The organism is Psychrobacter sp. TB55-MNA-CIBAN-0194 (genome assembly GCF_040309505.1).
Taxonomy (GTDB): Bacteria; Pseudomonadota; Gammaproteobacteria; order Pseudomonadales; family Moraxellaceae; genus Psychrobacter; species Psychrobacter fozii.
Map to the genome: position 1 here is coordinate 165,182 of NZ_JBEOOW010000005.1, position 24,233 is coordinate 189,414.

A 24,233-nucleotide genomic window follows, 5' to 3' on the forward strand; every position below is an offset into this window, starting at 1 on the left:
GAATCGACGCTATTTCCTTTTATACGACCTTTAAAAACTTTAAGGACTTTCCATGAAAAAATTACTATTTATTGTCTTAGCCTCTACTGTTGGCGTTGCTGCCTGTGCATCAAGCGGAACATCAAATAGCAGCCACAATCACAAAAAACCAGCGATGTCAGCTGACATGAAACAAGCTATGGATGATTGTGCTAAAAATGCTGGCGTAAAAATGTCTAAAGACAGTCGCCCAAGCCAAAGTGAGATGAAGAAATTAGAAGCATGTATGACTGCAAAAGGTTATAAAAAACCTGAAGGCCGTCCATCTGCACATTAATTAATATCTTTAGATAGTCGATGATGAAAAGCCACTCTCTAGTGAGTGGCTTTTTTTGTTGAGAGACATAAAATACTCTCCGTTCAGCTAATGTTTCTTGATGACAGCCACAACTCGGACAAGTCAATCTCGCTTGAAGTATCACAGTTACATCTGCACTCGGTTGCTTTAACTCTCTTTTAAACTGAATCAACCATACAATCATTGGGTATTGTAGTCTTCGCCCAACATATAAATTTCAGAGGAAGAAATGGGTTCTGATACAAATGATGGCATCATTACTAATATAGATAGTATCTTATACAAAGCCTATATTCGAGATGCCTATGAAGATACCGTTTTCTACTACGACTTATGTAAATATACAGGCAAGGATATATTGCTAGTAGGTACTCAAGTCACATATTATAAACTTTATTATAAAACCCCAGTTGCCGTTGGTTTATTGACTAAAAAAGAAATATGTCATACTGAACTGTTCAAGAGTTATGATAAAAAAAGACATTATTCAAGTCCTTATGAACAGGGATTTGAGATGTCCACGTATAAGACTTTACTTCTTGGTATATGTTTTTTATTAGGTATCGTTATAGGTTTACTTAACTTGTTTTGATTTCAATAGATAAGCTGATGCTGGAAATTAGAGGCCTGTATGAGTGCAAAAGGGTATAAAAACCTGAAGGTTAAGGTCCTCCGCAATAATTAGTATTTTCAGATGACTGATGATGAAAGGCTACTCTTTAGGGAGTGGCTTTTTTTGTTTGACTATAGTAATACTTACTTCCAGACTTGCCACCATTTTTTGCCTATAAAATCATTATTCTTATATTTAAAAAAACCTGAATCAATTATATGTTCATCTAATGTATGAACATCAAATCCAATTTTATCATTCATCAATTCGTGCAAAATTAGTTGCGGTAGTGATTCTTCAGTATAAAACTCAGTCTCGCTATCAGCGATGAAAATAGACCTTTTCATGTTCATAATCTTCATCATTCATAAACTTTGTAGGCAAACTTCTCCATTTGGACTCAATCTCATATAGCTCGCCTTCATCGACAGTAATTTCATAGGTAATGCTGCGAAATTTTCTGACAATCTTCTTATCGAGTATAACTGCATAACTGTAAGTACCTCCACTATCATACTCTTCGAAAACAAAAACAAATTTAGGAACAAAAGTCTTCTGAATCATATCCATATTATATGAGCTATTATTCTGTAGAATTTCATCAACAAATTTGGAGTTAGATACTATCAAATATTTATCAGTCTTAGCTATGAAAAAGCAATCCTCGTCTCTACAATCACAATGCTTTTCAATAGGTATAAATTCTTTATTGAATAAATTAGTCAAGACCGACATAAAATCTAAGTCTTTCGTATCTGTTTGGATTACAACGCTGCAGAAGGATGTACCCATAACTTATTCTCCATTTTTACAATAATTATGCCTCACATACCGTAGCATATCTCATGAAACCTCTTAAAATGTCACAATTCCATTCAAATCATTAATAGTAAGTCTATAATCTTATGAATTTCAATACACATTTAGAAAGAAATAAATTGGCTGTTATTAGCGCTCTCAGTAGTGACAAATCAGTATTGATTGGTGAGTTTATTATTATTCTAAAAAACTCGGCTTCTTTATTAAAAATAGGTAATTTTAGTTTTTGGATTGATGAATTACAAAACATCGACCATTCAGAAATCCCAATGACAAAGCATGCAGTCGTTGACGCTCAAAAATCATGGAGTGAACATAGTTATAGTAGAACAACCTTTGGAGATATATTGTTAGATACATGTGAAAAATTATTTACCTATTCGCAGGAAGATGACCTCTGTAGCACGCAGGGTCAGTTCCACTATTATAAAGATAAGAATACAAATCTAGTTTTCAAGCAAAGTGTGTTTGGTTATATTGAATATGTTGATAGCGCTATGAATAAGATTACTGATACTCAATGTGGTATCGCCTTGGTTTCAGATTTACATGGAATAGTTGTAGTTGATGACTTATATTAGCTAACCAATATATAAGACTATATCATCTCTAAAACTCTCTGCTTCATCAAGCTTTTCAAGAAACAGCTCAATTCGTGAAAGAATATACTTCCTTTCAGATAAGTAATAAACATCTTCTCCTTTCAGTAAGAATTTTCTTAATAACTTCAATTCTGTTATTACTTCATTGAAACTAGCTCTCTCTACTTCAATGCCATATAAAAAGGACTTTAACCAATATAGTTCATTCTCATTAGCAAACTTATACCAATAATCCCTATAAACTCTCTCAAAAGATATTGGAAAACTGAATTCTTCTTCATCCGAACTTTGCGCATTATCAACCATTCCCATAACAGACATATTCTTTAACTCCACATATTGCTTTGAAATCGCAAGATACTCTCCGACCTAAGACTTAAGGTAATTAACGTTTAACCTAAACAAACTCTCTTTCAACATTCATCATCCGTGCATCCACCGTACGTTCTATCCTCTCCTCAATTTGGCTGCACTGCGACTCGACTTCACGTTTAGACAGGCCAACGATCACAAACGTCCATTCACTGGCATCATGCCGATCACGCTCACCGCTTTCATATACCGCGATGCTTGGCGTATTGCCAAGGCCCATAATTTGGGTACAGATTGCAACACCTAGCCTACGATGTAATTTCAAAATCAAACCAGTCATTTCTCGATATTTCATTGCAAAAAAGCAAGCCTCTCGACTTGCTTTTTTTATTTACCATGCTCTTTTAATAGTATCGTACTTATCTAATTGTACCGATCTATTGAGGTGCTTTAGCAGCCGCTTGATAAATTGGCGTAACTTCAGGCAAGAGTGCTTTGATTTTAGCGATACGCTGCCCGGAATTTGGATGCGTAGACGTCAAAGTAACTAAAGCGCTACTACGACCATTTTCGGCCTCCATTTTTTCCCATACTGACACTGCAGATGCTGGGTTATAGCCTGCCTGCGCCATCAAACGTAAACCACCTGCATCAGCTTGTGATTCTTGACTACGAGAAAACGGCTTATCAATACCTAGGTCATTAATTAAGCCCAACGCATTATCACTTAACCCTGTTTTTGACTGTAGTTGCGCACCACCTAACTGCATCGCTAAACCAGTCAGAACTTTTTGCCCTGCGTCCTTTTTACTGTGCTCAGACAATGCATGGGTCATTTCGTGTCCCATAATTGCAGCGATTTCTGCATCGGTTAACTTTAACGTCTCTACAATACCTGTGTAAAAGGCCATTTTGCCACCAGGCATTGCCCAAGCATTTAGTTCAGGTGACTTTATAACAGTAATTTGCCAATCAAAAGGAACGCCTGTTGTATTGGCTTGAACGGCGTAAGGCTTTATACGATTAAAGACTTTTTTAACTCGAATAGCAGTCGAAGAAGTATTATCTACTGCGCCTTGACTCTTGGCACTAGAAACCACTTGAGAGTAGCTTTTTGCCGCATCGCTATTTAGGGTAGCAGTATCGTATCCTGCCATATCGGCGACAGTAGTACAGCCTGCCAAAGTAGTAATGGTGGTAAGCAATAGAACATTTTTCATTTTATTAAAAGTGGTCATTAGACGTCCAAGTTAAAAAATACAGTTGAAGTAGGTAGCTAGATAAAGGTAATGAATTGAGAATGTAACCAAGATGTAAGTAATGTGTCTGAATTATCGAGGAAGAGATTATCACCATAGAAAACAAAAGTCTATTAATTTTATAATCTATCGCCTATTTTCCGTCGCAAGTCATACCCAACATACATCTGAAGTATATAACGTCATTATTTTAATTTGAGTCATTGCTTAGAGTACATTCTGCAATCCAAGCCCACCTAAATAAACACTATGTCTACTATCATCACCCACGCATCTGCGCTAGTCTCTATCTTCTATTGTCTAAAAAACCTTATCCTTTGTAGTCGCATCAAATATAATGTCCAATAATGCCTGCGCGTCAGCACCCAGACCCTTTATAATAGCGTATCAATAACCAATATGCGTACTTCCACAATGACTTCTATCAGTTACGTAAAGCAGCAGCGCATTACCCGACTATGCGTGCGCTGCGGCCTACTTCTTATGCAGTATGGTGCTGAGTCTGCCATCGTGGTGGACTTGTCCAAGCGCTTGGGCATTGCTTTGGGAATGAACAGCGTAGAATGCTCGCTGAATTTTAATGCCCTTACCTTGACCACTATCTGTGATGAGCGCTGTATCACGACTACCAGAGACACGATCAATCAGAGTATCAACGTCAATTTATTGGTGCAAATTCAGCAAATCGTTAATAAGACCGAAGACACCATAGATAATGATGATTTGATAGATCTGACTACGCTTGCCTTTGATGAGTTAGACAAGACCGTTTATCCAACATGGCTAGTCGGCATATTCGTGGGCATTTCTTGTGCCGCATTTGCTTATCTTAACAGTGCCAGCTGGTTGATGACGGCGGTGACATTTGTCGCTGGTATGGTGGCGATGCTTACTCGTATTTATTTGTCCAAACATCACTTTAACCCCTTTATCACCGTTATCGTGACAGCATTTATCGCCTCTCTCATTGGCGCAACTACTTATTATTTTGATATTGGGAACAATGCCGATATCGCTGTTGCCTCTAGCGTGCTGTTACTGGTGCCCAGCTTCCCGCTCATCAACTCTTTTTCAGATATCCTAAAAGGTTATGTCAATATCGGGGTTGGACGTGCCGTGTTTACCTATATGTTGACCTTATCCGCGTGCGTTGGCATCGTGATGGCCCTTGTTTTACTTCAAATACAGCACTGGGGGTTTTGACATGTGGTTTATAGAAACCGTTGTACTGTCTTGCATCATCACCCTTGGTTGGACGCTGATGTTCACTGTTCCCAAACGCTACATTCTGCCGTGTTTGCTCATGACTGCTTTTGGGTTTGGACTAAAGACTGCCCTTGTCCATCAGCAAGTACATCTTGTAGTAGCCAGCTTTTTTGGGGCAATGCTTGCCAGTTTTTTGGGCGTGTATTTTTCTAAGAAGTATACCCTACCACCCAAAGCGCTTATTTCGCCAAGTGTCATCTGTATGATGCCCGGTATCGCCGCGTATAAGGCAATGGTCAGTATGGTGCAGATTGGCTATTTCGGCTATTCAGACGAGTTATTTAGTCAAATGATGGTGTACTTGTTTGAGGCTTTGTTTGTGACCTCAGGATTGGTACTGGGTTTGTCGATTCCTGGGCTGTTATTTTATAGACGTCGTGCTATTGTTTAAGTGGCTCTAGATAAGCTTAGCTATATAAACACTGACCACATGGAAGCAACTCAACACACCTTAACCATAAAAAACTTGTAAGATGGATTATAAGACCCATTACAGTAGAGTCCAGAACACTAGCATTCAAAAAAATAAACCTTAAAACTGTACCAATAACAATTTAATAAAGAGACCTGATTATGACCAAACATTATGACTATATCGCCATTGGCGGCGGCAGCGGCGGCATTGCTTCAATCAACCGTGCAGCAAGCTATGGCAAAAAATGCGCCATTATCGAAGCCAATCAACTGGGTGGTACTTGTGTGAATTTGGGCTGTGTTCCCAAAAAAGTGATGTGGTATGGCGCGCAAGTTGCCGAAGCCATCCATAAATATGCGCCCGATTATGGTTTTGATGTTGAGTTTAAAGGTTTTGACTTCCAAAAACTGGTCCAAAGCCGTCAACAGTACATCGAAAATATTCACCGCTCTTATGATAACAACTTGGCGAAAAATGGCGTCGAAGTGATCAAAGGTTTTGCCAAATTTGTCGATACCAATACCGTAGAAGTGAATGGCGAACTCATTACCGCTGACCATATTTTGATTGCTACGGGCGGTCACCCGATTCAACCAAACATCAAAGGTGCAGAATACGGCATCGATTCTGATGGCTTCTTTGCTTTGAATCACTTGCCAAAACGCGTGGCGATTGTAGGCGCAGGCTATATCGCTGTCGAAATCGCAGGCGTACTAAACAGTCTGGGCGCAGAGGTGCATTTGTATGTGCGTAAACACTCGCCACTACGCGCATTTGACCATACTATTGTAGAAACCTTGCTGATAGAGATGGAGCAAGATGGCATTCATCTACACACCAACACTGCCATCAATGAAGTCAATAAAAATGACGATGATAGCCTGAACCTATCTACCAATAGTGGTGGCGAAGACTGTGTTGACACAGTTGATTGCTTGATTTGGGCCATTGGTCGTGCGCCTTCTACGGACAATATCAACCTGCAAGTGACAGGGGTCGCGACAACTGAGACTGGCAAAATCAAAGTCGATGAGCTCCAAAATACCAATGTCGACAATATTTATGCAGTCGGCGATATTATCGAAAACAGTGTTGATTTGACCCCAGTGGCGATTGCCGCAGGTCGCCGCTTGTCAGAGCGTCTGTTTAACAATAAGCCTAATGAGCATTTAGACTATACGTTGATACCGACAGTTATCTTTACTCATCCTGCCATCGGTACAATCGGTTTGTCTGAAATTGACGCGATTGAACGCTATGGCAAAGACAATATCAAATGCTATAAATCGAGCTTTACCTCTATGTATAGTGCAGTGACTCAGCATCGCCAAAAATGCACCATGAAATTGGTATGCTTGGGCGATGACGAAAAAGTCATCGGTCTGCATGGTATTGGTTTTGGTGTCGATGAGATGATTCAAGGCTTTGCCGTCGCTATCAAAATGGGCGCGACTAAAGCTGACTTTGATAATACGGTTGCCATTCACCCAACTGGCTCAGAAGAGTTTGTGACGATGCGGTAGTTGACGATGCGTTAAACTTATTATCTTAGCTAAAAGTAAAAGGCTACTCTCAACGGAGTAGCCTTTTTAGTTTGGGTGTCATAACCTAAATAATGAAGTGCCTTAGTGTACTGATATTATTGACTCACTATAAAACCATTCTTTAAGTTTCGCATGACTCACCTTCCCCGTCTTAGTCATAGGCAAACTCTCTATCAACCTAATCTGCTGAGGCATCTGATAACGTGCCAGCTTAGGCTTCAACCACTGCATCAGCTGCAAGGCGGTGATTGACTCGCTATTATTTAAGGACATACTTGAATCTAGCAGACTTGACCTACCTATCATATTTGAAAGCTCAAGTTTGCTAGTACCAATAGCATCAATCAAACTGACAAAAGCGACGAGCCGTTTACCAAATTCATCACTGTCTATCGCAATGACGGCAACTTGTTCAATCTGCGGATGTTGTTTGAGTGCACTTTCAATATCTAGCGGATACACGTTTTCACCACCAGATACGATCATGTCGTCCGCACGACCTTTTAGGAACAGATACCCTTCTACATTACGATAGACCAAATCACCTGTACTGATGTAGCTAGTCTCACTGAGATTTTTAGCAGTATTGGTCACGGCTTTATTGTCCATTGACCACGCTGTGCTAAGGTTTAAAACCCCAATAGCGTCATCTGGTGACGGTATTTGACTAGCAGTATTTGAAGTTTTCTCAATCGGTAATATTTGTAAGCGCACGCCTTTAATCGCTTTACCAATACTATCAGGATAGCGGTGTAAATCAGCTGGAGTCGCCATGACCCCAAAACCTGATTCGGAGGTGCCATAGAGATTGAACAAAGTATCACCAGTATGAGCCAACGTCTGCTTAGCAAGATTGGCGTCGAGTTTGGCACCACCTGAGATTATCCGCTGAACAGAAAGGAAAGTTGGATTATAAATAGCTTCTTTGGCTTCTCTACTTTTGAGCTGATCATATTCGTGCTGCTTAAGTTTGTCGTAATCAAGCAGGCGCTTGAGCATCGTTGGCACTAAAATAAGCGTTTCAATCTGATTATGATAAATCAAGTGACTGGCTTCAGCGCTATTAAATTTATCACTGATAAAGATACGAGCAGAGAGCAGTATGGAGATAATGAGCGCTGACAATCCATAACCATGATAAAAAGGCACGGCAATATAGACAGAGTGATATTTAGCCAGCTCTACTTTATTCAATAATGCCAAAAAAGGTATAAGCATCGCAAGCGGTGACGGCTCACGCTTAGCAAATTTAATACGGCCACTGGTACCGCCTGTCAGCACATTTATTTTACCTGATGACTGGCGTGCGATTTTATGGCCATTTTTTCTATACTTAGCTGAGCCCTGATGAGTCGCTACCTTTATATGTTCAAATCTTGCAGCAAGAAACTGGTTCAATACTTCGGTACGAATTACTATTGGCGCTGTCTCTGATTTAAGCACTGATACCTTTGACACAATGCTGACAAATTCATCATCACAAATAAGCATATCGTATGCTTGTTGCTCAATAATTTTCTCGATTTGACTATAACTCATATCGGTATTGAGCAGCGTGATATCAGCGCCAGTACGTGCAGCTGCAAATAAAGCCAAGACGCTACTGCTATGATTGGCGCAGAGTAGCGCCACTTTTGCTTTATAGCGTGAGTGGTTGCTAGTCTTAGCATCATTGCTCATCTGTAATTTTTCATTGAGATAAGCCGCTAATGACAGGGCTAATTCATAACTCTGTTGATAGCTGTACTGTTGGTTTAGCGTACTTCTATTAGGTGCAATATGGCTAGCAAATTCGAGCAAGACCATCAGGTTTGCGCCATGCTTATAAATAGATTTAATGACACAAAAAATACCTTTTGGTGTCAATAAACCAATACGGTACAAGTTGCGAATACTGATAAACATCCACCCCAGCCATGATGATGTTAACTGGCTACTTTCATCTTGAATCTGCTGCTTATTACTCTGATTCTGATGGCTATGTTGGTGGCTATTAGACATTGATAAGTCTCTATTCGTTGTGTTAGACCTTGAAGGGTAATGCCGTTTTATTAGTGCGTGCCCTCATTTCAAAAATGGTGATAAAAATGAGATAAATTGCAATCAAACAAGGAAAATAGCGCAGATAATATTGAGATATTAGTCAGCTAGTTAACGCCGTTTAGCAAGATTTAGCCATTTTTAACCCATTTAGATGACTATCGATTGGATTGAGGACACGCCCTAGCGTGACTGGTGCCGATAATAACTGCGAACACAAAACTCTAATGGTCTTTTGAATAGCAATGCTAGAATCTCGACAGGATATAACCACCAAGGCTTAAAACTGGTTTTTTTATGAATAATAAGCCTACTAATGAGTGCGGCTACTTGCTCAGTAGTCATAGTAGGCGCAGATTGATAGATAGCCGTTGGCGCAATCATACGAGTGCGAACCAAAGGCAGATACAATGTACTGGTCGTTATTTTTTGCGCATATAATTCTGGTGATACTGACCGAAACCACTGATCAAAAGCAGACTTAGAGGCTTGATAAGCAGACCATTTAGGCATTGGTGGTAGCAATACATTGAGTGCGGATACATTGATGATATGCCCTTGATTGATACCAAGCTGAGGTATCAAACCTAAGCATAATTTAACAGGCGCTAGATAATTTAGACTGATAGTGCGTTCATAATCATGACCACGCTCAAGTGAATCCATGACAGAGCGCATGATAGATTGGCCCGCATTATTAATAAAGATGTCTACGCTGAGTGTTTGTAAAAACTGGATGAAGCGTTCGAGTGATTCATCATCTCTTAAATCTATGGGATAGATACTGGCTGATGCATTGGTTTGATGGATGTGAGCTTGTACCTGCTCTAATTTTTCCGTGGTTCTACCGACTAATACTAATTTAAAGGGCTGCAGCTGTTCATTCTGTCTGTTATCCGAAGTGGTTAGACTTGCCAATAGATAAGCAAGCTGCTCACCGATGCCATAACTTGCACCTGTAATGAGTATGGTTTTACCAGCTATATCATGAGCCAATCGCTGCTTTTCTTTACTGGATAATATACGACTTGGGAATAGTAGCTTTTCAAGTAATCGAATGCTTAACGGTTGCGTTCGATCTGTATCTGCCTGCGGACTATACTGGTTCATAATGAGTCAATAATGTGTGAGTTATATTGAATAGGCGCTATTAGTTTTACCAATTATCTAACGCTCACATTGTCAAAATGCGTCAGACTTTCCAGACTTCCCTGCTCGCTTTGTAGTACTGACTTGATTAAGATGTTCTTGTTAGATTGTCTCACTGTAATGCCTTGCTTATTGATCTGATAGACTACAGGCTTATTGAAAAAGCTAAGCGTCTTTTTAGCGGTATCATAGACAAATGACCCATCATAATACAGCTCGATTCTGTCATTTTTATCGGCAAAGGCATAATACATCTGCTCACCTTCCTTGTCATAAGTCTTATTTAAAACCATTTTTTTACCGTTATCTAAATCCAACTTATAAACGAAAGGCAATGTCCCATCGTGGCTTTCGTTATCGTACTCAGGTAACATCTCATAGCTATCTTCTACCATTTTGCCATTCACTCTTGTGCTCTCGATGATAGAAATTAATTGTTTTGGATTATATTCTTCTACAAGCACATGTACGGCCACTGGCTTATTATCGATCACTTTATACTCTGAATACTGATGCCATCCTGCGCCACTCTTAGTCATCGTATACAAAGTTTGACTGTCTTTATTTATACCAAAAAAACCGCAATAGCCTTGTGCTAAATCAGTAAATCCTTCGCTATGAACGAAAGTCTCACCATCTTTTAGATAAACTTGATAAGAAGGCCCACCATAGCAACCGTTGCGCCCATCTTTTATCGCTAAATCTTTTTGTCCATCAAAATTAAAATCGTCATAGATCAACACACTATGTTCACCATAAGGAATACTGACGATATTGGCACTTACTTTTTCACCCAATTCATGTTCTTCGCTATTACTTAACTCATATTCAATATCGATACTAGCAGGTTGACTGATAAGGGTTTTATGTGTTTTCTCATCTATAATTTTGATGATACTGTTCGCCTCATAACCATACTCACCTACTTGGTCAATGATTGCATAATAATCGTCTGAGAAACCTTGGATTTGATAGGTTTGCGCCAATGCCGAATAGGACAATAGCGGCGAAACTAGCAGCCCCGACAATAAAGCAAGCGGTTTGAGTCTCATATTAAGTATAAAAGTCATATCTGTCCTTAGTGCTTAAAACTTGCTGAACATTTAAAGATGTATTCGAATAGCCAGCAAATGATAGGATTAATACAACTATCTTACTTAGAGCATATTCTCAATCTACACAATACATATTCAATGAGCTATACAGAATTATAACTTTAAACCCAACTTAATTTCTCGATATTTGCCTATTTTTATTTGATATTGCTTTTTTATAATTGAATCACTTCTGTTTGAATAGCTCTGAAAAGTTTAAGTGAAGTCACGTTCATACAGACAGCGCAATCACGATGCTGCTATCATGCCATTAATAATGACCGTTGAGAGATGACTGTGTGGCAGGTGTATTTATTTATATTACCGATTGGTCTTGGGATCATGACGTTAGCAACAAGCTTGCTTTGTTTATTTGCTTATCTTATGTCTGATGATAATGCCACGCGCTTGCCAGCATTTAATTGGTTTAAGCGATTAATCATCGTGGCATTTTTATTGTTAAGCATGGGTCTATTTATGACCTTTAGGCATTTTTGGGGTTAAATAAAACATCCTAGTTCTGAGTGTCTTTTTACTAGACCTACATTATCAGCCAACCATTTTTTCTAGCTCTAATAGCTCTAAATCTTCACGCTTTGGCTCGCCATTATTGCCATCATTGGGAAACGGCATTTTATTACCATTTAACTGATAGCCACGGCGCTCATAATAAGCCAATAGCTCAGGACGATGGCTAAGAATAGACATGGTCAAACGGCTCGGCTGATTCTGTGACTGCAAGTGGCGATCTGCAAAAGTTTCTGCTGCTTGCAGGATCACGTTACCAACGCCCTGCCCTTGTAGCACAGGATGTACCGCAAACATACCGATATAGGCTTTTTTATTTGAGTCAGCATCAGTTTTAATATCGACAGCGATACAGCCAAGTATCTCACCCGTTTCTTCTCCATCACGGTTGCCCGTGGTCGTTTTTGGATAGACAAAATAATAGTGATTGGGATCATTAATCACGGCAGCAAGCTCGGCTGAGGTGGTTCGAATACCACCAATCAAATCAGCCTCGTTGGTCCAACCTGCGGTCTCGCGATAGCAGCAATTCAATAGCTGCTCAAGTGCGCTAATATCGTCTAATGTCGCTTCACGTAGAAATATAGACTCTTTACTCAAGTGGTTTTCATTTATAGTACTCTTATTTATAATATTTTCGCTCATATTATAATTTTCCTTTTTTGTTCATGTATAAAAAAACTGGCTTAGATCCCTAAGCCAGCCTAGGGCATGTCATCACTTAGATTGTGAGGCTTAAAATGAGAAAAATTGTAGATAAATGAGGAAGAAATTGCCGTTAATATGAACATATTGACAAAACTTCTGACGATATTTATCAAAATTTAGCCATTTTAAGACCACTAAATGTATTAATGTGCTAATTGATGACATGCCCAAGATACTAATACTTATTCTTTAGTAGTGCTAGAGCGATAACACTTTTGCTTGATTAATAATATCGAATCCTGAGTTGATTTGAGCACGAGTTGGGGCTTGACCTATACGTAATAGCTCAGCAAAAGCAATTAGCTCTTGGTCGCGCCCTAATGTACTGGCCGCAGTGGCTCGGCTATTCTCATTACTGTCATCGCCATCATTAAAGTAGTACTCAATATAATCGAGCGTATCTGGGGTGCCAAGTAATATGCTGTTGTCTGGTGTTTGGGCATGACCACTATAGCGTAGGCTTTTGCCAAATTGCATGGTCCAAAAAAATGGCACACGGGCATCTAACGTCTCTACTGTCTCGTCTTTTAATATCGCAGCGGCTGCTACAAGCCCATGCTGTAATGCCACACGCCAATGCTCAATACGCATACGCCCCATTTGCCCAGATGCTTTTGCGATATCACCCAGTGCATAAACTCCATCACGCAATTGCAGCTTGCTATCGACCTGTACCCCATCAGAGTCGTTGACCTCTTCTAACAGCTCGGTATTGGCAGATACCCCAGTACCTAAAATCACAATGTCGGCATCGATATGCTCGCCATTAGCAAGCGTCACACCACCTACTTGTGAAAAGGTTTGTCTTGCCTCACTGCTGTCAGATTTATTTTCAACCTTAGTAATTTCATTTACGTTGGCATTTAACACAAAGTTAATGCCGTTTTCTTCATGCAACTTGATAAGTGCTTTGCTAACAGTTTCTGAGACGATATTGTCCATCACACGGCCAGACTGCCCAACCACTGTAATTGAAGCTGTCGTGCCTGCTTGTGCTAAAGCTGAGGCGACCTCCATACCAATAAAACCAGTACCGATAATTACCACGCGCTGATCATGACTGGCCGCTTTAATCAACTTGGCATCATCCATACTGCGTAAGGTATACACGCCATCTAAATCTGCTCCAGTAATAGGCGGTATAGATGGCGACGATCCTGTGGCCACTACCAAATAATCGGCCGATATCGTTTCGTCACTACTATTATGATCGTTGCTGTCACTACTGTCACTAACAACCATTAACGTACGCTCATTGGGCAATACTTTGCTCACGGTTTGATTTAAGCGCAAATCAATATTATTGTCTTTGGCCCAGTCGCTACCGCCAAGCAGTAACTTCTCTTCTGGCATATTCCCTGCCAAAAAAGCTTTAGACAATAACGGACGATTATAAGGAGCTTTATTGTCAGCACTAATCAATGTGATATCACCGCCATACCCGGTATTTCTCAGGTAATGTGCCGTCATAAACCCAGCCGCACCGCCGCCCACAATTACAGTATGAGTGTCTTCCAATTTATCATTTGGTACGCTGATATTCTCTTTGGCTGATGTTGTCACAATCAACTCTTCACCATTGTCAGTCAGTTGATATTGGGTCAAGCCTTCAGTGGCAATCGGCTCCAATAACGTGCCATCACGACTATCAAAAGTGGCATGATGCCATGGGCAAACCACACGGTTGCCACAGCGTAACCCAGTGCCTAAATCCGCTCCCGCATGTGGGCATTTACCATCAAACGCATGAAACTCATCGTCGTCTCGAGTGATTAAAATGATACTATCATCATCTTGCTTGTATGATTTCATACCGCCACTTGGAATATCCGCCTTGCTGATAGTAACTGTGTTAATCGTTGCATTGGTCATAAGTCTTCCTTAACGGTTATAATGGATTTCTAATAAGAATGGGGTGAAAACAACTCTACTTAATCAAGTAATTCAACAGATATAGTCAATCCTCTATAAAAGAGTGACAGCCTTAACTTCGCTTGAAGTATCAAACATACATCTGTACTCGGTTGCCTTGTATCTCTTTCAAACTGAATCAACTATAGTACTGATTTTCAGAATACTTTTTTCATAACCTATTCATCGATAGTAGCAAGACCATTTAGCACACGCTGTTTCTTTGTATATTTACTGCGTTGCAAAACGTAAGTTTGCGAGTTTCTTTCAAACCCTCTATGACTATGACTTCCATTTTAAATTTACAATCAAAATAAAGGACTACTTTATGACTTATCCAGACAACCATATTGAAACGCCTACGATCTCTGACTCTGAACCACATTTGGAGAGCAAGCCAGTTACGAGTGCATCTGTTGATATCGCTGATATCGATATTGCAGCTGCCGCAGATACTGCGCAGTTGCCACAGCCGATGCAGCCACCGTTAAAACAGGCAACTTATAAAGCCAATACTACGGATTTCATCGTTAATGAGATATTGCCATTAGACTTCACCAATGAAGGTGAGCATCTATGGTTGCATATCGAAAAATCAGGAATGAATACTGCTTATTTGGCCAAACTACTATCAGAGTGGGCAGAGATTCCATTGCGTGATGTTGGATATTCAGGACTGAAAGACCGTCATGCACTAACGACACAGTGGTTTAGCCTACGAATACCTAAGAAGCAACTACCAGTAACTGAGTTTGCGCCAATAGATATCGGAGAGACAGAGTCAGTCACTATTCTCGCCCAGCATTGGCATAACAAAAAGCTCAATCGTGGTACGCATCGTGCCAATCAATTCGTGATTACCTTGCGTGATATTCAGTTTGAAAATATCGATACTGAGACACCAGAACCTGAGCAATTATTGTCTGCAAAAGAAGCAGTCGAGCAGTATTTATCGAATATTAGTCAAAGCGGCGTCCCCAATTATTTTGGTCCTCAGCGTTTCGGTCGTCAGGGTAATAACGTCAGAGAGGCACTATCACTGTTTGCCCGTCCACCACGAGCGCCTCGCCCATCGTCTAAAAAAAGCAAAAGCAAGCGTGCCCCGCGAGAGCAAAACACGATGGAGCTGTCTGCAGCCCGTAGCTTGATATTTAATGAGATATTGGCAGCACGCGTACGAGATGGTAGCTGGAATACTGGTCTATCCGGTGAAGTGTTTAACTTGGATGGTTCAGGGTCTATATTTACCAGTGAAGAGATAGATGACACATTACGTGAACGAATGGCTAGTGGTGATATCCATCCAACAGCTGTGATGTGGGGTATAGACAATGACAAAGTCAGTAATGCGGCGGCAGACATTGAAAATGATACTGTACAACACAGCCTTTTATTGACGCAGTTAGCAGCAGGATTAGAGCAACGAGATATAAAGGCACAACGACGAGCGCTGCGTTTACCTATCGAAGCATTAACATGGGAATGGCGTGATTCAGAAGAAGACTCGCAGACACTCGTGTTGAATTTCACGCTAACGACTGGCAGTTTTGCAACCAGTGTATTGGCTAGTTTGGTACAGCAGTTGGTTTTTTAATTAAGTAGATACAGATTAGGACATTCATAGATGACATCTATCATCTATGAATGTCCAGCTGCTTTATCGATTTTTAATGACTATAAAGCGAATCTATCTTTGTATCGCCTGCTTTTAACATCTCGTTAGCACTCACAACTTTATCGCGCCCGAGGCCCTTAGCATTATACAAAGCCTTATCTGCCATACAAATTAAGCGCTGACAAATATCTTGGGGCAACTGCGTTGTGTCGATATTTTTACCAGCTCGTTCACTATTCGACTTACTGACCTGTGGTTTTTTAAACTGATACCCTGATTCGGTTTGTGACAGTTTTTCGCATGTGTGCTTTATGCAATGACGCTCATCATGAGTCAGCGTGTATAGCCCGAGACTAGCGGTCACGTTAAAGGTAGTATTGTCATCGACCACGATGGTTTGATCAGCGATGCTTAGCCGTAGTTGTTCGGCAATAACCATCGCACTATCATGCTTCGTATCTGGTAGCACAATCAAAAACTCCTCACCACCATAGCGGCTAACAATAGCATCATCTGTCAAAGACTGTAGTAGTGCTTGTGCCACTGTCACTAACACTCGATCGCCAATATCATGACCATAGCTATCATTGATATCTTTAAACCAATCTAAATCTAATAGAATTACGCTAAAGTCTTGAACACGTTCTATGCTCACCAATGCCTGTTTCATTTGCATCAGACCATAACGACGGTTTTTTAGTTGGGTCAGCTCGTCTTGATTGGCATGTTGTAAGGTTTCTTTTCTACTGTCATCTAATATCACCAATAAAGTACGAAACATATAAATGATAAAAATGGCTTTTGGTAACGACATATAAATATGGGTAGAACGCCACAACAGATTGGAAGATTGACGCAGATAATTGACACTATCCCAATTTAACCTTCCATTTGGCAGGACAGTAGCAGCGGTAGCGTCTTTCATCATAGCCATCTCATTATAAGTGACATAACTATGAATATTAGGAGGCAGCGTCGTAGCAATCATTTGACGCAAATTTGGTAACGTAATGCCAGCATAAGGAAGAAGCGTTACCACCAAGATAGCAATAATTTGCCCTATAAATGCTCGCCATACATACCGCCGGCTAATGAGCATCATTCCTAGCATAGCACCACCTACCAGTGAGACACCTGTTACCAGACTACTATGCCCTAATATGGTGATAACAAAGGTAATATAGGCACTATAAATGGTGATAAGTATCGCTTGCCACGTATACAAATTGCTCTTGGCGTTTCTAACGGGTGAAAAACGACTGGACATCCATAGTAAAAATACACCTACCATGGACACGAGAATCCATAGTGGATAGAGCAGAGTTATATCAACGTAATTACTATAAATGTCGCGGCGATACCAAACAAATAAGCACCACAGCCAATGTGAAAAAACCTCAATCACCATAAATGCTGCTAGTAGAGCAGTCCTATCAGCTGCTTCCCACTCAAAAACTGCCTTAGAAAGCTGCTTGTAGCCTAGATAAAACTTAGATACAGCCATAATGGGCTACCGCAAATAGAAAAATTGATAGAGCTAAAACCAGAATAACAACTGACAACTCATGATTACTACTGAAACCAAAACTACTTATTCAGTGTGGCCATTCATGCCTGAATTATCAATCCATTTGATAGGTTCACGCGTCAATATCTGACGCTTTGTTTTAAACATTATTTCAATTGATATATTAACTCAGGCAACCTTCAAGATTAAACGATAATCAACCACTTTTCAGTGGATTTTATAGGTATTTTTTGAATACTTGTAAAACACGAATTAAGCAAACATCTTAAATGACTGCCAAATCCCTTGCTGTTCGGGGTTCAGCGTTGGTACATCGCCCAAACGTCGCCACGGCATATTACTACCATGAAAGTCACTACCAATTGATGTGACAAGATCGTGCTCAGCGATACTACGATCGACCATTCTGCGGGTGCTAACTGGCTCACTATTGGCGGGCAGCTCACAAGCATCACCGCCTAACTGAGCGAACTCTTCGATCAGTTTACGCACACGAGTGGCTGAGAGTTGATAACGTGTGGGATGCGCCAGTACAGCCTTGCCACCACAAGCATGGATTAGCTCGATACCATGCTGCATCGTTAGGGCCTCGATTGCCACATAAGCAGGTTTATTATCCGCCAGATATTTATCAAAGGCCTTTTGTACGGTTTTTACTTCACCGCGCTCAAACAGTACTTGCCCAATATGCGCACGCCCTACTGCTTGAGGATTACCACCTGCTTTCGCAAGTACCGCTTGCCATAGCTCGTCATAACTGATATCTAGCAATTCACTGAGTTTTTCCGTAATCTTCTGACCACGTGTGGCACGACTGTCTTGCAGCTGCTGCAATGTTGCATGCATTTTTTCAAGATCAGTGAAATCAAGCCCAAGTACATGGATAATCTTGTTGGTCGATTTGTTTTTACCATAACCGCCGCTGAGCGTATGCTCACAGCTTATCTCAACACCATTGATGAGTTGCATATCACAGGCCGTCGCAGCGACTCTCGCCTCATCAATTCCCGCTAGCGTATCGTGATCAGTCAGAGCCAATACATTGACGCCAGCCGCGTGGGCGCGTTTTATCACCTCCGTTGGCCCATAAGTACCATCAGAGCAAGTGCTGTGACAATGTAGATCGAATTTCATAAATAAGCCTTAGCATTTTAAAATAATAAGCATTAAAGAGAGTAAAAAGAGAACTACAGTAGTAGCTAGCTGTTGTGTAGTCTATTCAATACGAAAGTCATTCAAGCAAACCGAGTGTAGATATATATTAGACACTTCAAGTGGGGTTAACGCAGTAACACTTTTATAAAGGAATGACTGTATTTAATATATAGAACTACTGACATTATCGAATCGTTATATTGGATAGCAGCGCTGCTCATGAGCCACAATCATAAAGTGTTACTAAGCAAGCCCGCTATATAGAATGATTATCGCTTTGATTGCTTTTTTTTGGTGCAGTAGACGTGTAAACTACCCCATACGTTTTTGGTGGACACCCTATTTGTTATGAAAGCCCTATTAGACTTTATTCCTTTAATTGCCTTTTTCATTGGTGCGCGTCACAGTGGTATTTTGGCAGGGGCCGGTGCTTTACTCATCGCCACTATTATCGTTTATGCGATTCATTTTATTCGCCAAAAAGGCAAGTTTGATAAGCAGCAATGGGTCGTTTTACTATTAACCATTCTGTTTTGTGGTGGTACCTTAATCTTACGTGATGACATCTATCTGCGTTGGAAATCACCAATTATCAACGGTATCTTTGCTTTGACGCTATTAGTAAGTGCCGCTATTAATAAGCCTCTGATGCAGCTAGCAATGAAAGATGTTTTTTCGCTCACAATGAGTGGCTGGAAAAAACTCACCATTGCTTGGGCATTGTTTTTTGCCATGATGGGCGTCTTACATTATATCACAGCGTTTACGATGTCAGATGAAGCATGGATCAACTTTAAAACCTACGGTTGGATTCCAATTATGTTGGTGTTCGTTGTGGCTCAGTTTGCGGTACTAAAAAATTACTTAAATCCAGAACTGACAAACAAAACCACTAAGTAATACTTAGGCTATTATTTTATAATAAATACGATTTTTGAATATCCATAGTATTTCAACTATTCACAGTATTTTAAACATTTATAGTAACGGCATTAGTTGCTATGAATTGAGCTTTATTGATTAAACACACTTACATCAATCATTATTTTATTGAGGAAGCCTTATGTCCTTATTTGCCATTATTGGTCACGATGTTGCAGAGAGCAGCGCGCAACGTCAGATTACCCGTATCGAACATCTTGAACGTCTTAAAGTATTGAACAATGAGCAGCGACTCATTATTGCAGGTCCAAACCCTATTGAGCATGGTCAAAGCGCTATGTCAGGCAGCCTAATCATTGCTGATTTCGACTCTCTTGAGGCCGCACAAGCATGGGCAAACGAAGAGCCTTACTTGCGTGACGGTGTGTACAGCCATGTAGATATCAAGCCGTTCATTCAAGCACTGCCAAAACCCGATGACAGCACATCAGACAAAGTAGCAACGTCGTGAGTCAGCGTGTCTCTTATTTGAATACACATCATTACAAACTCAGCATAGTTCCATTAATACTTATGGCTGCTACATCGGTACAAGCTGTACCAACGGTAACGACTATGGATGTGACCGACCCATTGGCAACGATACCGGTGACAGAACCTGGAGCACTAAACGCTCAACCAACCAGTAACTCGGCGTTGGATATCAATCGTACTTTAGCAGCGCAACTGCAGCCATCTAAACAGGCGTTGTCCGATGCCAATCAAGAGTTACTAAGCCGCAATGCACAGTTGCAACGTCAGGTAAACGACTTGCAGACTCAAGCAAACGTTTTGGTTTATGAAAGTAAAGGTCAGATTTTCTTATACGGGGCATTTACAGTATTAATCAGTCTGTTGGTTGGTATCTTTATCTCGTGGCTAGTGTTTGTCCGCCGTGAGCGTTGGTAGCGCACTCTCTATTTATTGCTCTGTCCTATGTGAGTGTCTATGTCTATTATGTCCACGTCTGCATCCAAAGAAATGCCTAACTCTCCTGCGCAATCTAAAACTGCTAACGCACTAAACATCATCACTCCTGCCAAGATTGATTGGCAGGTAGACGATACGGGTAATCAAGTGCCCGTATCAGGTGAGTTTGGCGATGTGTATTTTTCACATGCAGATGGTCTAGCAGAGTCACGATATGTTTTTTTGGCGCATAACCAACTACCAGAGCGACTGGCAAGCCTTGCCCCAAAGCAATGCTTTACGATCGCTGAATTGGGATTTGGTACAGGGCTCAATCTATTAGCCACTTGGCTGCTATGGCGACAGTTACGCGAGACTCATCCACAATTAGCAACGGCTCGTCTACATTTTATTACCACGGAAAAATTTCCCATACCCCTTGCAGATTTAACGCACATACTGACATTGTGGGCGCAGCGTGCGCCTGAGCTTGCAGAATTAATTACGCCTCTTTTGGCCGCCTACCCACCTCTTATCGCTGGCTCTCATCGTCTAAACTTCTTTGATGATAATTTGACCGTTGATATGTGGTTTGGTGATGCTGCTGAGAGCTTGGCCAAGTTAGCATTAGATACTTCGATAGAACCTACGCCCTGTGTTAACGCATGGTTTTTAGATGGCTTTGCCCCTTCTTGTAATAGCACCTTATGGGCAGAAGATATCTTTACTCAGATAAAGCGCTTATCCTGCCAACACACTACCGCTGCGACCTATAGCAGTGCAGGTATCGTTAAACGTGGGCTAAGAGAGCATGGCTTTGAGATTAACAAGGTAAAAGGCTTTGGGCGAAAAAACCAAATGATAACAGCTGTTATGACTGATGCTGCCTGTTTATCTGAAATTAATAGTCAGAGTAAGCCTGCTAACAGTACACACAATACTCCTGCTCATAGCAACCTTAAGCCTGATCATAGTATCGTCATTGGTGCTGGTGTCTCAGGATTGCTAACGGCTTGGTCGCTAGCCAATCGTGGTATTCAAGTCACTTTATTAGATAAATCCGCACCCTTAGCAGGCGCATCAGGCAATCCTCGGGCATTGCTTGCGCCCAAAATGACACCGATTCATCATGTCGATGAGCATTTACACACCATAGGTTATCTCTATAGTAGCAGACTATATCGTGTGCTGAATGAAACAGCTGTACAGCTCAATATAGCGCCCATATTGGAGCCAACAGGTGCTCTTGATTTACTAATCAAAGCCAATATCGGTACAGCGCAAATTGCAGATTATCCTAATGACATGGCAACCACGTTATCGCTTACGCAGGCGCAAGATGCCAGCGGATTAAAGACGCAGGATGTATCGGAGAATCTATATTTACCGCAGTCAGGCTTGGTGAATCCACAAGCATTAAAAGATACGATTCTGACCCATCCGCTTATCCATTTTCAGCAGTTAGCCGTTAATAATATTAGCGAGATGGAAAGTCATGTTTGTATTGAAGGGTATGATCAAAATCAACAAGTAACATCTATAACTGCTGATAATGTGGTGGTTTGTGCGGCGTTTGAGAGCCATCAATTGGATCAGCGTATTTTTGATTGTCGTAAAATTCGTGGTCAGCTCTCATGGTTTACGCCTACAGCCGAACAACTCGAAAACTTACCTAAAATACCACTCAAATATAGTGGTTACTGTACGCCATTCACTGCCCAAGCGGGTGATGAAAACTTAAATAACACAGCAAAAGGCCAACCTCAGTTTCTACTAGGGGCGAGTTTTATACGTAATGATACGAACACGGATATCCGTGAAGAAGAGCATCAGATTAGCCGTGATAAGTTGGTCACTGCCATTCCTGAGATGGCGTCGGTTGTGCTGACAGATATAAGTGGATGGCAAGGAAAGGCTGGCGTTCGTACCCAAACACCTGACTATCACCCTATCGTGGGACAATTAATAGATAGCGAACGCGTTTGGGTAATGAGTGCGATGGGTGCTAAAGGCTATGCCATTGCACCACTATGCGCGGAAGCGTTAGTAGATATGATGCTAGGCTCGTTTACACCTTTATCAACCGCGATGCTAGCACGCCTTTCACCCAACCGTACGCGTTTGCAGACACCGCTGACTTAATTGTTTCTTTTAGTCGAAGGCTTTACTCGTTGCCTTCCATTTTAGATTTAACCGAACCGAAAAGCGATTTTCCAGAATCAGATTCAGGTGCCCCTTGATGAGCAATTTTAGCGCTGCCATCATTTTTCACTGTAGTCATCGGGCTAGCAGTCAAGGTTCGAATTTGTGCCTCATCACGCGTGTTCTTTTGAATGGTCACAGCGGCAAACAAACTCATGGTAAATGCCATCATATAAAAGCCTTTTTCACTGAGACTTAAACCGCCCGCATTCATGAGACCCATCACGATAAGTGCAATAGACAATCCTAAAGCCGCCCAACTGATTAAGTAGTACATATTCGTCGTTGGGATACCTTCACTACGGTCACGCAAGGTTTTTTGCAAACTGATCGCCGAATAAAGACCAAGCGCCAGCACTGCTAGATAATAGCCCTTTTCATTCAATAACATACTTTGTGCATTCCATAGTCCCAGTAGATACGCAAGCACACCGACCAGCATGACTGCCCAAGACGTCCCGACATATGCAGTTGTCGGCTTATACGCAGCTAGCTGACTCTTAGTAATCGTGTCATTGTTCATCATGGTCCTTAATTAAAATAAGCAAATATTCGGTAAAGAGGGGCAACTTTTATCGACCTCTGTTTTGCCTTAACATAACACAAGCGTGTTATATTGTAATCTAAAATTATTTTTAAGATAAACAGCCTTTTTAATGCCAGAGTCCCGACATGTCTTTTTTTGCCTTACTCATCTTGCTTAGTCTAATTCTCATCGTGCCCATATTTTTTGTGATGAAAGAAAAATCTAAGCACACTCAGAATGACTCTATACAACGTCATCAAGAGTATCTAGCATCTGCACATCATATCGCGATCCAGTCTCAAGCAGAGCTAGCCTTAAGAGAAAAGGTAGAGAATAGCCAAACTAACAAACTTGACGTTATTAATTTTTCAGCTCACCACCCTTTTATTAAATTGCTCTATGATGAGCAAGTTCCTAAGGTCTTTCGAGCCACGATGGATGATATTGGGCAGCAATATGAATCTACTCATCATGATGAAATCACTGAATCGCAATTATTCACCCTTAATAAGCTCATCGCGACACGTGTGCCAGAATTAATTACTGACTATTTGAGCCTTGATCAGCACTATGCAAAAACGGTCATCATCGACAAGAATCAACAAAATACCAGCTATGACGTCGTGTTAAGTCAGTTAAATTCAATTTTGGACTTTTCACAAAAGCTGAATACCCAAAGCCAAAATGGGGTCGTTGATAAGTTACTGGCTAGCCGCCGATATCTGGATGATGTCTATAAAGAAAGTGGCATGGCAGCCGATAGTCTAAAGATAAAGTGAG

At 40.9% G+C, this 24,233-nt stretch carries 24 protein-coding genes; 12 read left to right on the forward strand and 12 right to left on the reverse strand.

What is annotated here, in order from left to right; translation table 11 throughout:
- Positions 1–52: 52 nt before the first annotated feature.
- Positions 53–316 carry a hypothetical protein gene (locus AAEY75_RS07830; protein ID WP_352259299.1) on the forward strand — a complete coding sequence of 88 codons (264 nt, stop codon included), beginning with the start codon at positions 53–55 and terminating at the stop codon, positions 314–316.
- Positions 317–566: 250 nt separating this feature from the next.
- Entirely contained in the window at positions 567–929 is a 363-nt protein-coding gene (locus tag AAEY75_RS07835; RefSeq protein WP_352259300.1) for a hypothetical protein, read from the forward strand.
- Between the two features lie 342 nt (positions 930–1,271).
- Here AAEY75_RS07835 and AAEY75_RS07840 read toward each other — a convergent pair whose 3' ends face one another.
- Positions 1,272–1,742 carry a hypothetical protein gene (locus AAEY75_RS07840; RefSeq protein ID WP_352259301.1) on the reverse strand — a complete coding sequence of 157 codons (471 nt, stop codon included), beginning with the start codon at positions 1,740–1,742 and terminating at the stop codon, positions 1,272–1,274.
- Between the two features lie 113 nt (positions 1,743–1,855).
- Between AAEY75_RS07840 and AAEY75_RS07845 the strand changes: the two genes are divergently transcribed.
- Positions 1,856–2,350 (forward strand): hypothetical protein, encoded by a 495-nt coding sequence (locus AAEY75_RS07845; RefSeq protein WP_352259302.1) that lies wholly within the window; start codon positions 1,856–1,858, stop codon positions 2,348–2,350.
- Here AAEY75_RS07845 and AAEY75_RS07850 read toward each other — a convergent pair whose 3' ends face one another.
- The 3 genes from AAEY75_RS07850 to AAEY75_RS07860 all read right to left on the reverse strand — a co-directional run bounded on the left by AAEY75_RS07850 (position 2,351) and on the right by AAEY75_RS07860 (position 3,903).
- Positions 2,351–2,692: a hypothetical protein gene (locus tag AAEY75_RS07850; protein WP_352259303.1), complete on the reverse strand. Its 342-nt coding sequence runs from the start codon at positions 2,690–2,692 to the stop codon at positions 2,351–2,353.
- Positions 2,693–2,768: 76 nt separating this feature from the next.
- On the reverse strand, positions 2,769–3,023 hold the full coding sequence (locus tag AAEY75_RS07855; protein ID WP_352259304.1) for a DUF503 family protein: 255 nt from the start codon (positions 3,021–3,023) through the stop codon (positions 2,769–2,771).
- Between the two features lie 97 nt (positions 3,024–3,120).
- On the reverse strand, positions 3,121–3,903 hold the full coding sequence (locus AAEY75_RS07860) for a M48 family metallopeptidase (protein WP_352259333.1): 783 nt from the start codon (positions 3,901–3,903) through the stop codon (positions 3,121–3,123).
- Positions 3,904–4,356: 453 nt separating this feature from the next.
- Between AAEY75_RS07860 and AAEY75_RS07865 the strand changes: the two genes are divergently transcribed.
- The 3 genes from AAEY75_RS07865 (at position 4,357) to gorA (ending at position 7,146) form a co-directional block, all read left to right on the forward strand.
- Entirely contained in the window at positions 4,357–5,145 is a 789-nt protein-coding gene (locus tag AAEY75_RS07865) for a threonine/serine exporter family protein (RefSeq protein ID WP_197101838.1), read from the forward strand.
- A gap of 1 nt (position 5,146) precedes the next feature.
- Positions 5,147–5,599: a threonine/serine exporter family protein gene (locus tag AAEY75_RS07870; RefSeq protein WP_197101656.1), complete on the forward strand. Its 453-nt coding sequence runs from the start codon at positions 5,147–5,149 to the stop codon at positions 5,597–5,599.
- A gap of 182 nt (positions 5,600–5,781) precedes the next feature.
- Positions 5,782–7,146: a glutathione-disulfide reductase gene (gene gorA, locus AAEY75_RS07875; RefSeq protein WP_352259305.1), complete on the forward strand. Its 1,365-nt coding sequence runs from the start codon at positions 5,782–5,784 to the stop codon at positions 7,144–7,146.
- 102 nt (positions 7,147–7,248) lie between these two features.
- Here gorA and AAEY75_RS07880 read toward each other — a convergent pair whose 3' ends face one another.
- The 5 genes from AAEY75_RS07880 to AAEY75_RS07900 all read right to left on the reverse strand — a co-directional run bounded on the left by AAEY75_RS07880 (position 7,249) and on the right by AAEY75_RS07900 (position 14,558).
- Positions 7,249–9,168 (reverse strand): AMP-binding protein, encoded by a 1,920-nt coding sequence (locus AAEY75_RS07880; RefSeq protein WP_197216612.1) that lies wholly within the window; start codon positions 9,166–9,168, stop codon positions 7,249–7,251.
- A 222-nt stretch (positions 9,169–9,390) separates the two neighbouring features.
- Positions 9,391–10,317 (reverse strand): SDR family NAD(P)-dependent oxidoreductase, encoded by a 927-nt coding sequence (locus AAEY75_RS07885; protein ID WP_197216610.1) that lies wholly within the window; start codon positions 10,315–10,317, stop codon positions 9,391–9,393.
- 53 nt (positions 10,318–10,370) lie between these two features.
- The gene (locus tag AAEY75_RS07890; protein WP_352259306.1) at positions 10,371–11,426 is read right to left on the reverse strand and encodes an XAC2610-related protein; all 1,056 of its coding nucleotides are present in this window, start codon (positions 11,424–11,426) and stop codon (positions 10,371–10,373) included.
- A gap of 573 nt (positions 11,427–11,999) precedes the next feature.
- Positions 12,000–12,623: a GNAT family N-acetyltransferase gene (locus tag AAEY75_RS07895; RefSeq protein WP_197216607.1), complete on the reverse strand. Its 624-nt coding sequence runs from the start codon at positions 12,621–12,623 to the stop codon at positions 12,000–12,002.
- A gap of 261 nt (positions 12,624–12,884) precedes the next feature.
- Positions 12,885–14,558 (reverse strand): FAD-dependent oxidoreductase, encoded by a 1,674-nt coding sequence (locus AAEY75_RS07900; protein ID WP_352259307.1) that lies wholly within the window; start codon positions 14,556–14,558, stop codon positions 12,885–12,887.
- A gap of 514 nt (positions 14,559–15,072) precedes the next feature.
- On the opposite strand from AAEY75_RS07900, the gene truD reads away from it, so the two are divergent.
- Entirely contained in the window at positions 15,073–16,191 is a 1,119-nt protein-coding gene (gene truD / locus AAEY75_RS07905; RefSeq protein WP_502944395.1) for a tRNA pseudouridine(13) synthase TruD, read from the forward strand.
- 73 nt (positions 16,192–16,264) lie between these two features.
- On the opposite strand, the gene AAEY75_RS07910 is transcribed toward truD, so the two are convergent.
- Together AAEY75_RS07910 and AAEY75_RS07915 are read right to left on the reverse strand one after the other, a co-directional pair.
- Positions 16,265–17,716 (reverse strand): diguanylate cyclase, encoded by a 1,452-nt coding sequence (locus AAEY75_RS07910; RefSeq protein WP_352259309.1) that lies wholly within the window; start codon positions 17,714–17,716, stop codon positions 16,265–16,267.
- A gap of 276 nt (positions 17,717–17,992) precedes the next feature.
- Positions 17,993–18,874 (reverse strand): PHP domain-containing protein, encoded by an 882-nt coding sequence (locus AAEY75_RS07915; RefSeq protein WP_352259310.1) that lies wholly within the window; start codon positions 18,872–18,874, stop codon positions 17,993–17,995.
- A gap of 369 nt (positions 18,875–19,243) precedes the next feature.
- Here AAEY75_RS07915 and ispZ point away from each other — a divergent pair, with 369 nt between their 5' ends.
- From ispZ to mnmC1, 4 genes are all read left to right on the forward strand, one after another.
- Positions 19,244–19,795 (forward strand): septation protein IspZ, encoded by a 552-nt coding sequence (gene ispZ, locus AAEY75_RS07920; RefSeq protein ID WP_194197699.1) that lies wholly within the window; start codon positions 19,244–19,246, stop codon positions 19,793–19,795.
- Positions 19,796–19,958: 163 nt separating this feature from the next.
- Positions 19,959–20,288 (forward strand): YciI family protein, encoded by a 330-nt coding sequence (locus AAEY75_RS07925; protein WP_352259311.1) that lies wholly within the window; start codon positions 19,959–19,961, stop codon positions 20,286–20,288.
- 62 nt (positions 20,289–20,350) lie between these two features.
- Positions 20,351–20,725, forward strand: coding sequence for an SH3 domain-containing protein (locus AAEY75_RS07930; protein WP_352259312.1), 375 nt, complete (start codon positions 20,351–20,353; stop codon positions 20,723–20,725).
- A 39-nt stretch (positions 20,726–20,764) separates the two neighbouring features.
- Entirely contained in the window at positions 20,765–22,867 is a 2,103-nt protein-coding gene (mnmC1, locus tag AAEY75_RS07935) for an FAD-dependent 5-carboxymethylaminomethyl-2-thiouridine(34) oxidoreductase MnmC1 (RefSeq protein WP_502944392.1), read from the forward strand.
- Between the two features lie 22 nt (positions 22,868–22,889).
- On the opposite strand, the gene yiaA is transcribed toward mnmC1, so the two are convergent.
- Positions 22,890–23,453, reverse strand: a complete 564-nt coding sequence (gene yiaA, locus AAEY75_RS07940) for an inner membrane protein YiaA (RefSeq protein WP_352259313.1) — start codon at positions 23,451–23,453, stop codon at positions 22,890–22,892.
- Between the two features lie 146 nt (positions 23,454–23,599).
- Between yiaA and AAEY75_RS07945 the strand changes: the two genes are divergently transcribed.
- Positions 23,600–24,232, forward strand: coding sequence for a hypothetical protein (locus tag AAEY75_RS07945; protein WP_201550087.1), 633 nt, complete (start codon positions 23,600–23,602; stop codon positions 24,230–24,232).
- Position 24,233 lies beyond the last annotated feature (1 nt).

Excerpts from the sequence above, each read along its gene's own strand:
- AAEY75_RS07910 (WP_352259309.1), bottom strand. The coding sequence starts at position 17,716 with ATGGCTGTATCTAAGTTTTATCTAGGCTACAAGCAGCTTTCTAAGGCA.
- AAEY75_RS07850 (WP_352259303.1), bottom strand. The coding sequence starts at position 2,692 with ATGTCTGTTATGGGAATGGTTGATAATGCGCAAAGTTCGGATGAAGAA.
- AAEY75_RS07845 (WP_352259302.1), top strand. The coding sequence starts at position 1,856 with ATGAATTTCAATACACATTTAGAAAGAAATAAATTGGCTGTTATTAGC.
- ispZ (WP_194197699.1), top strand. The coding sequence starts at position 19,244 with ATGAAAGCCCTATTAGACTTTATTCCTTTAATTGCCTTTTTCATTGGT.
- AAEY75_RS07860 (WP_352259333.1), bottom strand. The coding sequence starts at position 3,903 with ATGAAAAATGTTCTATTGCTTACCACCATTACTACTTTGGCAGGCTGT.
- AAEY75_RS07925 (WP_352259311.1), top strand. The coding sequence starts at position 19,959 with ATGTCCTTATTTGCCATTATTGGTCACGATGTTGCAGAGAGCAGCGCG.
- AAEY75_RS07840 (WP_352259301.1), bottom strand. The coding sequence starts at position 1,742 with ATGGGTACATCCTTCTGCAGCGTTGTAATCCAAACAGATACGAAAGAC.
- AAEY75_RS07930 (WP_352259312.1), top strand. The coding sequence starts at position 20,351 with ATGGCTGCTACATCGGTACAAGCTGTACCAACGGTAACGACTATGGAT.
- AAEY75_RS07865 (WP_197101838.1), top strand. The coding sequence starts at position 4,357 with ATGACTTCTATCAGTTACGTAAAGCAGCAGCGCATTACCCGACTATGC.
- yiaA (WP_352259313.1), bottom strand. The coding sequence starts at position 23,453 with ATGATGAACAATGACACGATTACTAAGAGTCAGCTAGCTGCGTATAAG.
- gorA (WP_352259305.1), top strand. The coding sequence starts at position 5,782 with ATGACCAAACATTATGACTATATCGCCATTGGCGGCGGCAGCGGCGGC.
- AAEY75_RS07855 (WP_352259304.1), bottom strand. The coding sequence starts at position 3,023 with ATGACTGGTTTGATTTTGAAATTACATCGTAGGCTAGGTGTTGCAATC.
- truD (WP_502944395.1), top strand. The coding sequence starts at position 15,073 with ATGCAGCCACCGTTAAAACAGGCAACTTATAAAGCCAATACTACGGAT.
- AAEY75_RS07890 (WP_352259306.1), bottom strand. The coding sequence starts at position 11,426 with ATGACTTTTATACTTAATATGAGACTCAAACCGCTTGCTTTATTGTCG.
- AAEY75_RS07900 (WP_352259307.1), bottom strand. The coding sequence starts at position 14,558 with ATGACCAATGCAACGATTAACACAGTTACTATCAGCAAGGCGGATATT.
- AAEY75_RS07870 (WP_197101656.1), top strand. The coding sequence starts at position 5,147 with ATGTGGTTTATAGAAACCGTTGTACTGTCTTGCATCATCACCCTTGGT.
- AAEY75_RS07915 (WP_352259310.1), bottom strand. The coding sequence starts at position 18,874 with ATGAAATTCGATCTACATTGTCACAGCACTTGCTCTGATGGTACTTAT.
- AAEY75_RS07895 (WP_197216607.1), bottom strand. The coding sequence starts at position 12,623 with ATGAGCGAAAATATTATAAATAAGAGTACTATAAATGAAAACCACTTG.
- AAEY75_RS07880 (WP_197216612.1), bottom strand. The coding sequence starts at position 9,168 with ATGTCTAATAGCCACCAACATAGCCATCAGAATCAGAGTAATAAGCAG.
- mnmC1 (WP_502944392.1), top strand. The coding sequence starts at position 20,765 with ATGTCTATTATGTCCACGTCTGCATCCAAAGAAATGCCTAACTCTCCT.
- AAEY75_RS07945 (WP_201550087.1), top strand. The coding sequence starts at position 23,600 with ATGTCTTTTTTTGCCTTACTCATCTTGCTTAGTCTAATTCTCATCGTG.
- AAEY75_RS07830 (WP_352259299.1), top strand. The coding sequence starts at position 53 with ATGAAAAAATTACTATTTATTGTCTTAGCCTCTACTGTTGGCGTTGCT.
- AAEY75_RS07885 (WP_197216610.1), bottom strand. The coding sequence starts at position 10,317 with ATGAACCAGTATAGTCCGCAGGCAGATACAGATCGAACGCAACCGTTA.
- AAEY75_RS07835 (WP_352259300.1), top strand. The coding sequence starts at position 567 with ATGGGTTCTGATACAAATGATGGCATCATTACTAATATAGATAGTATC.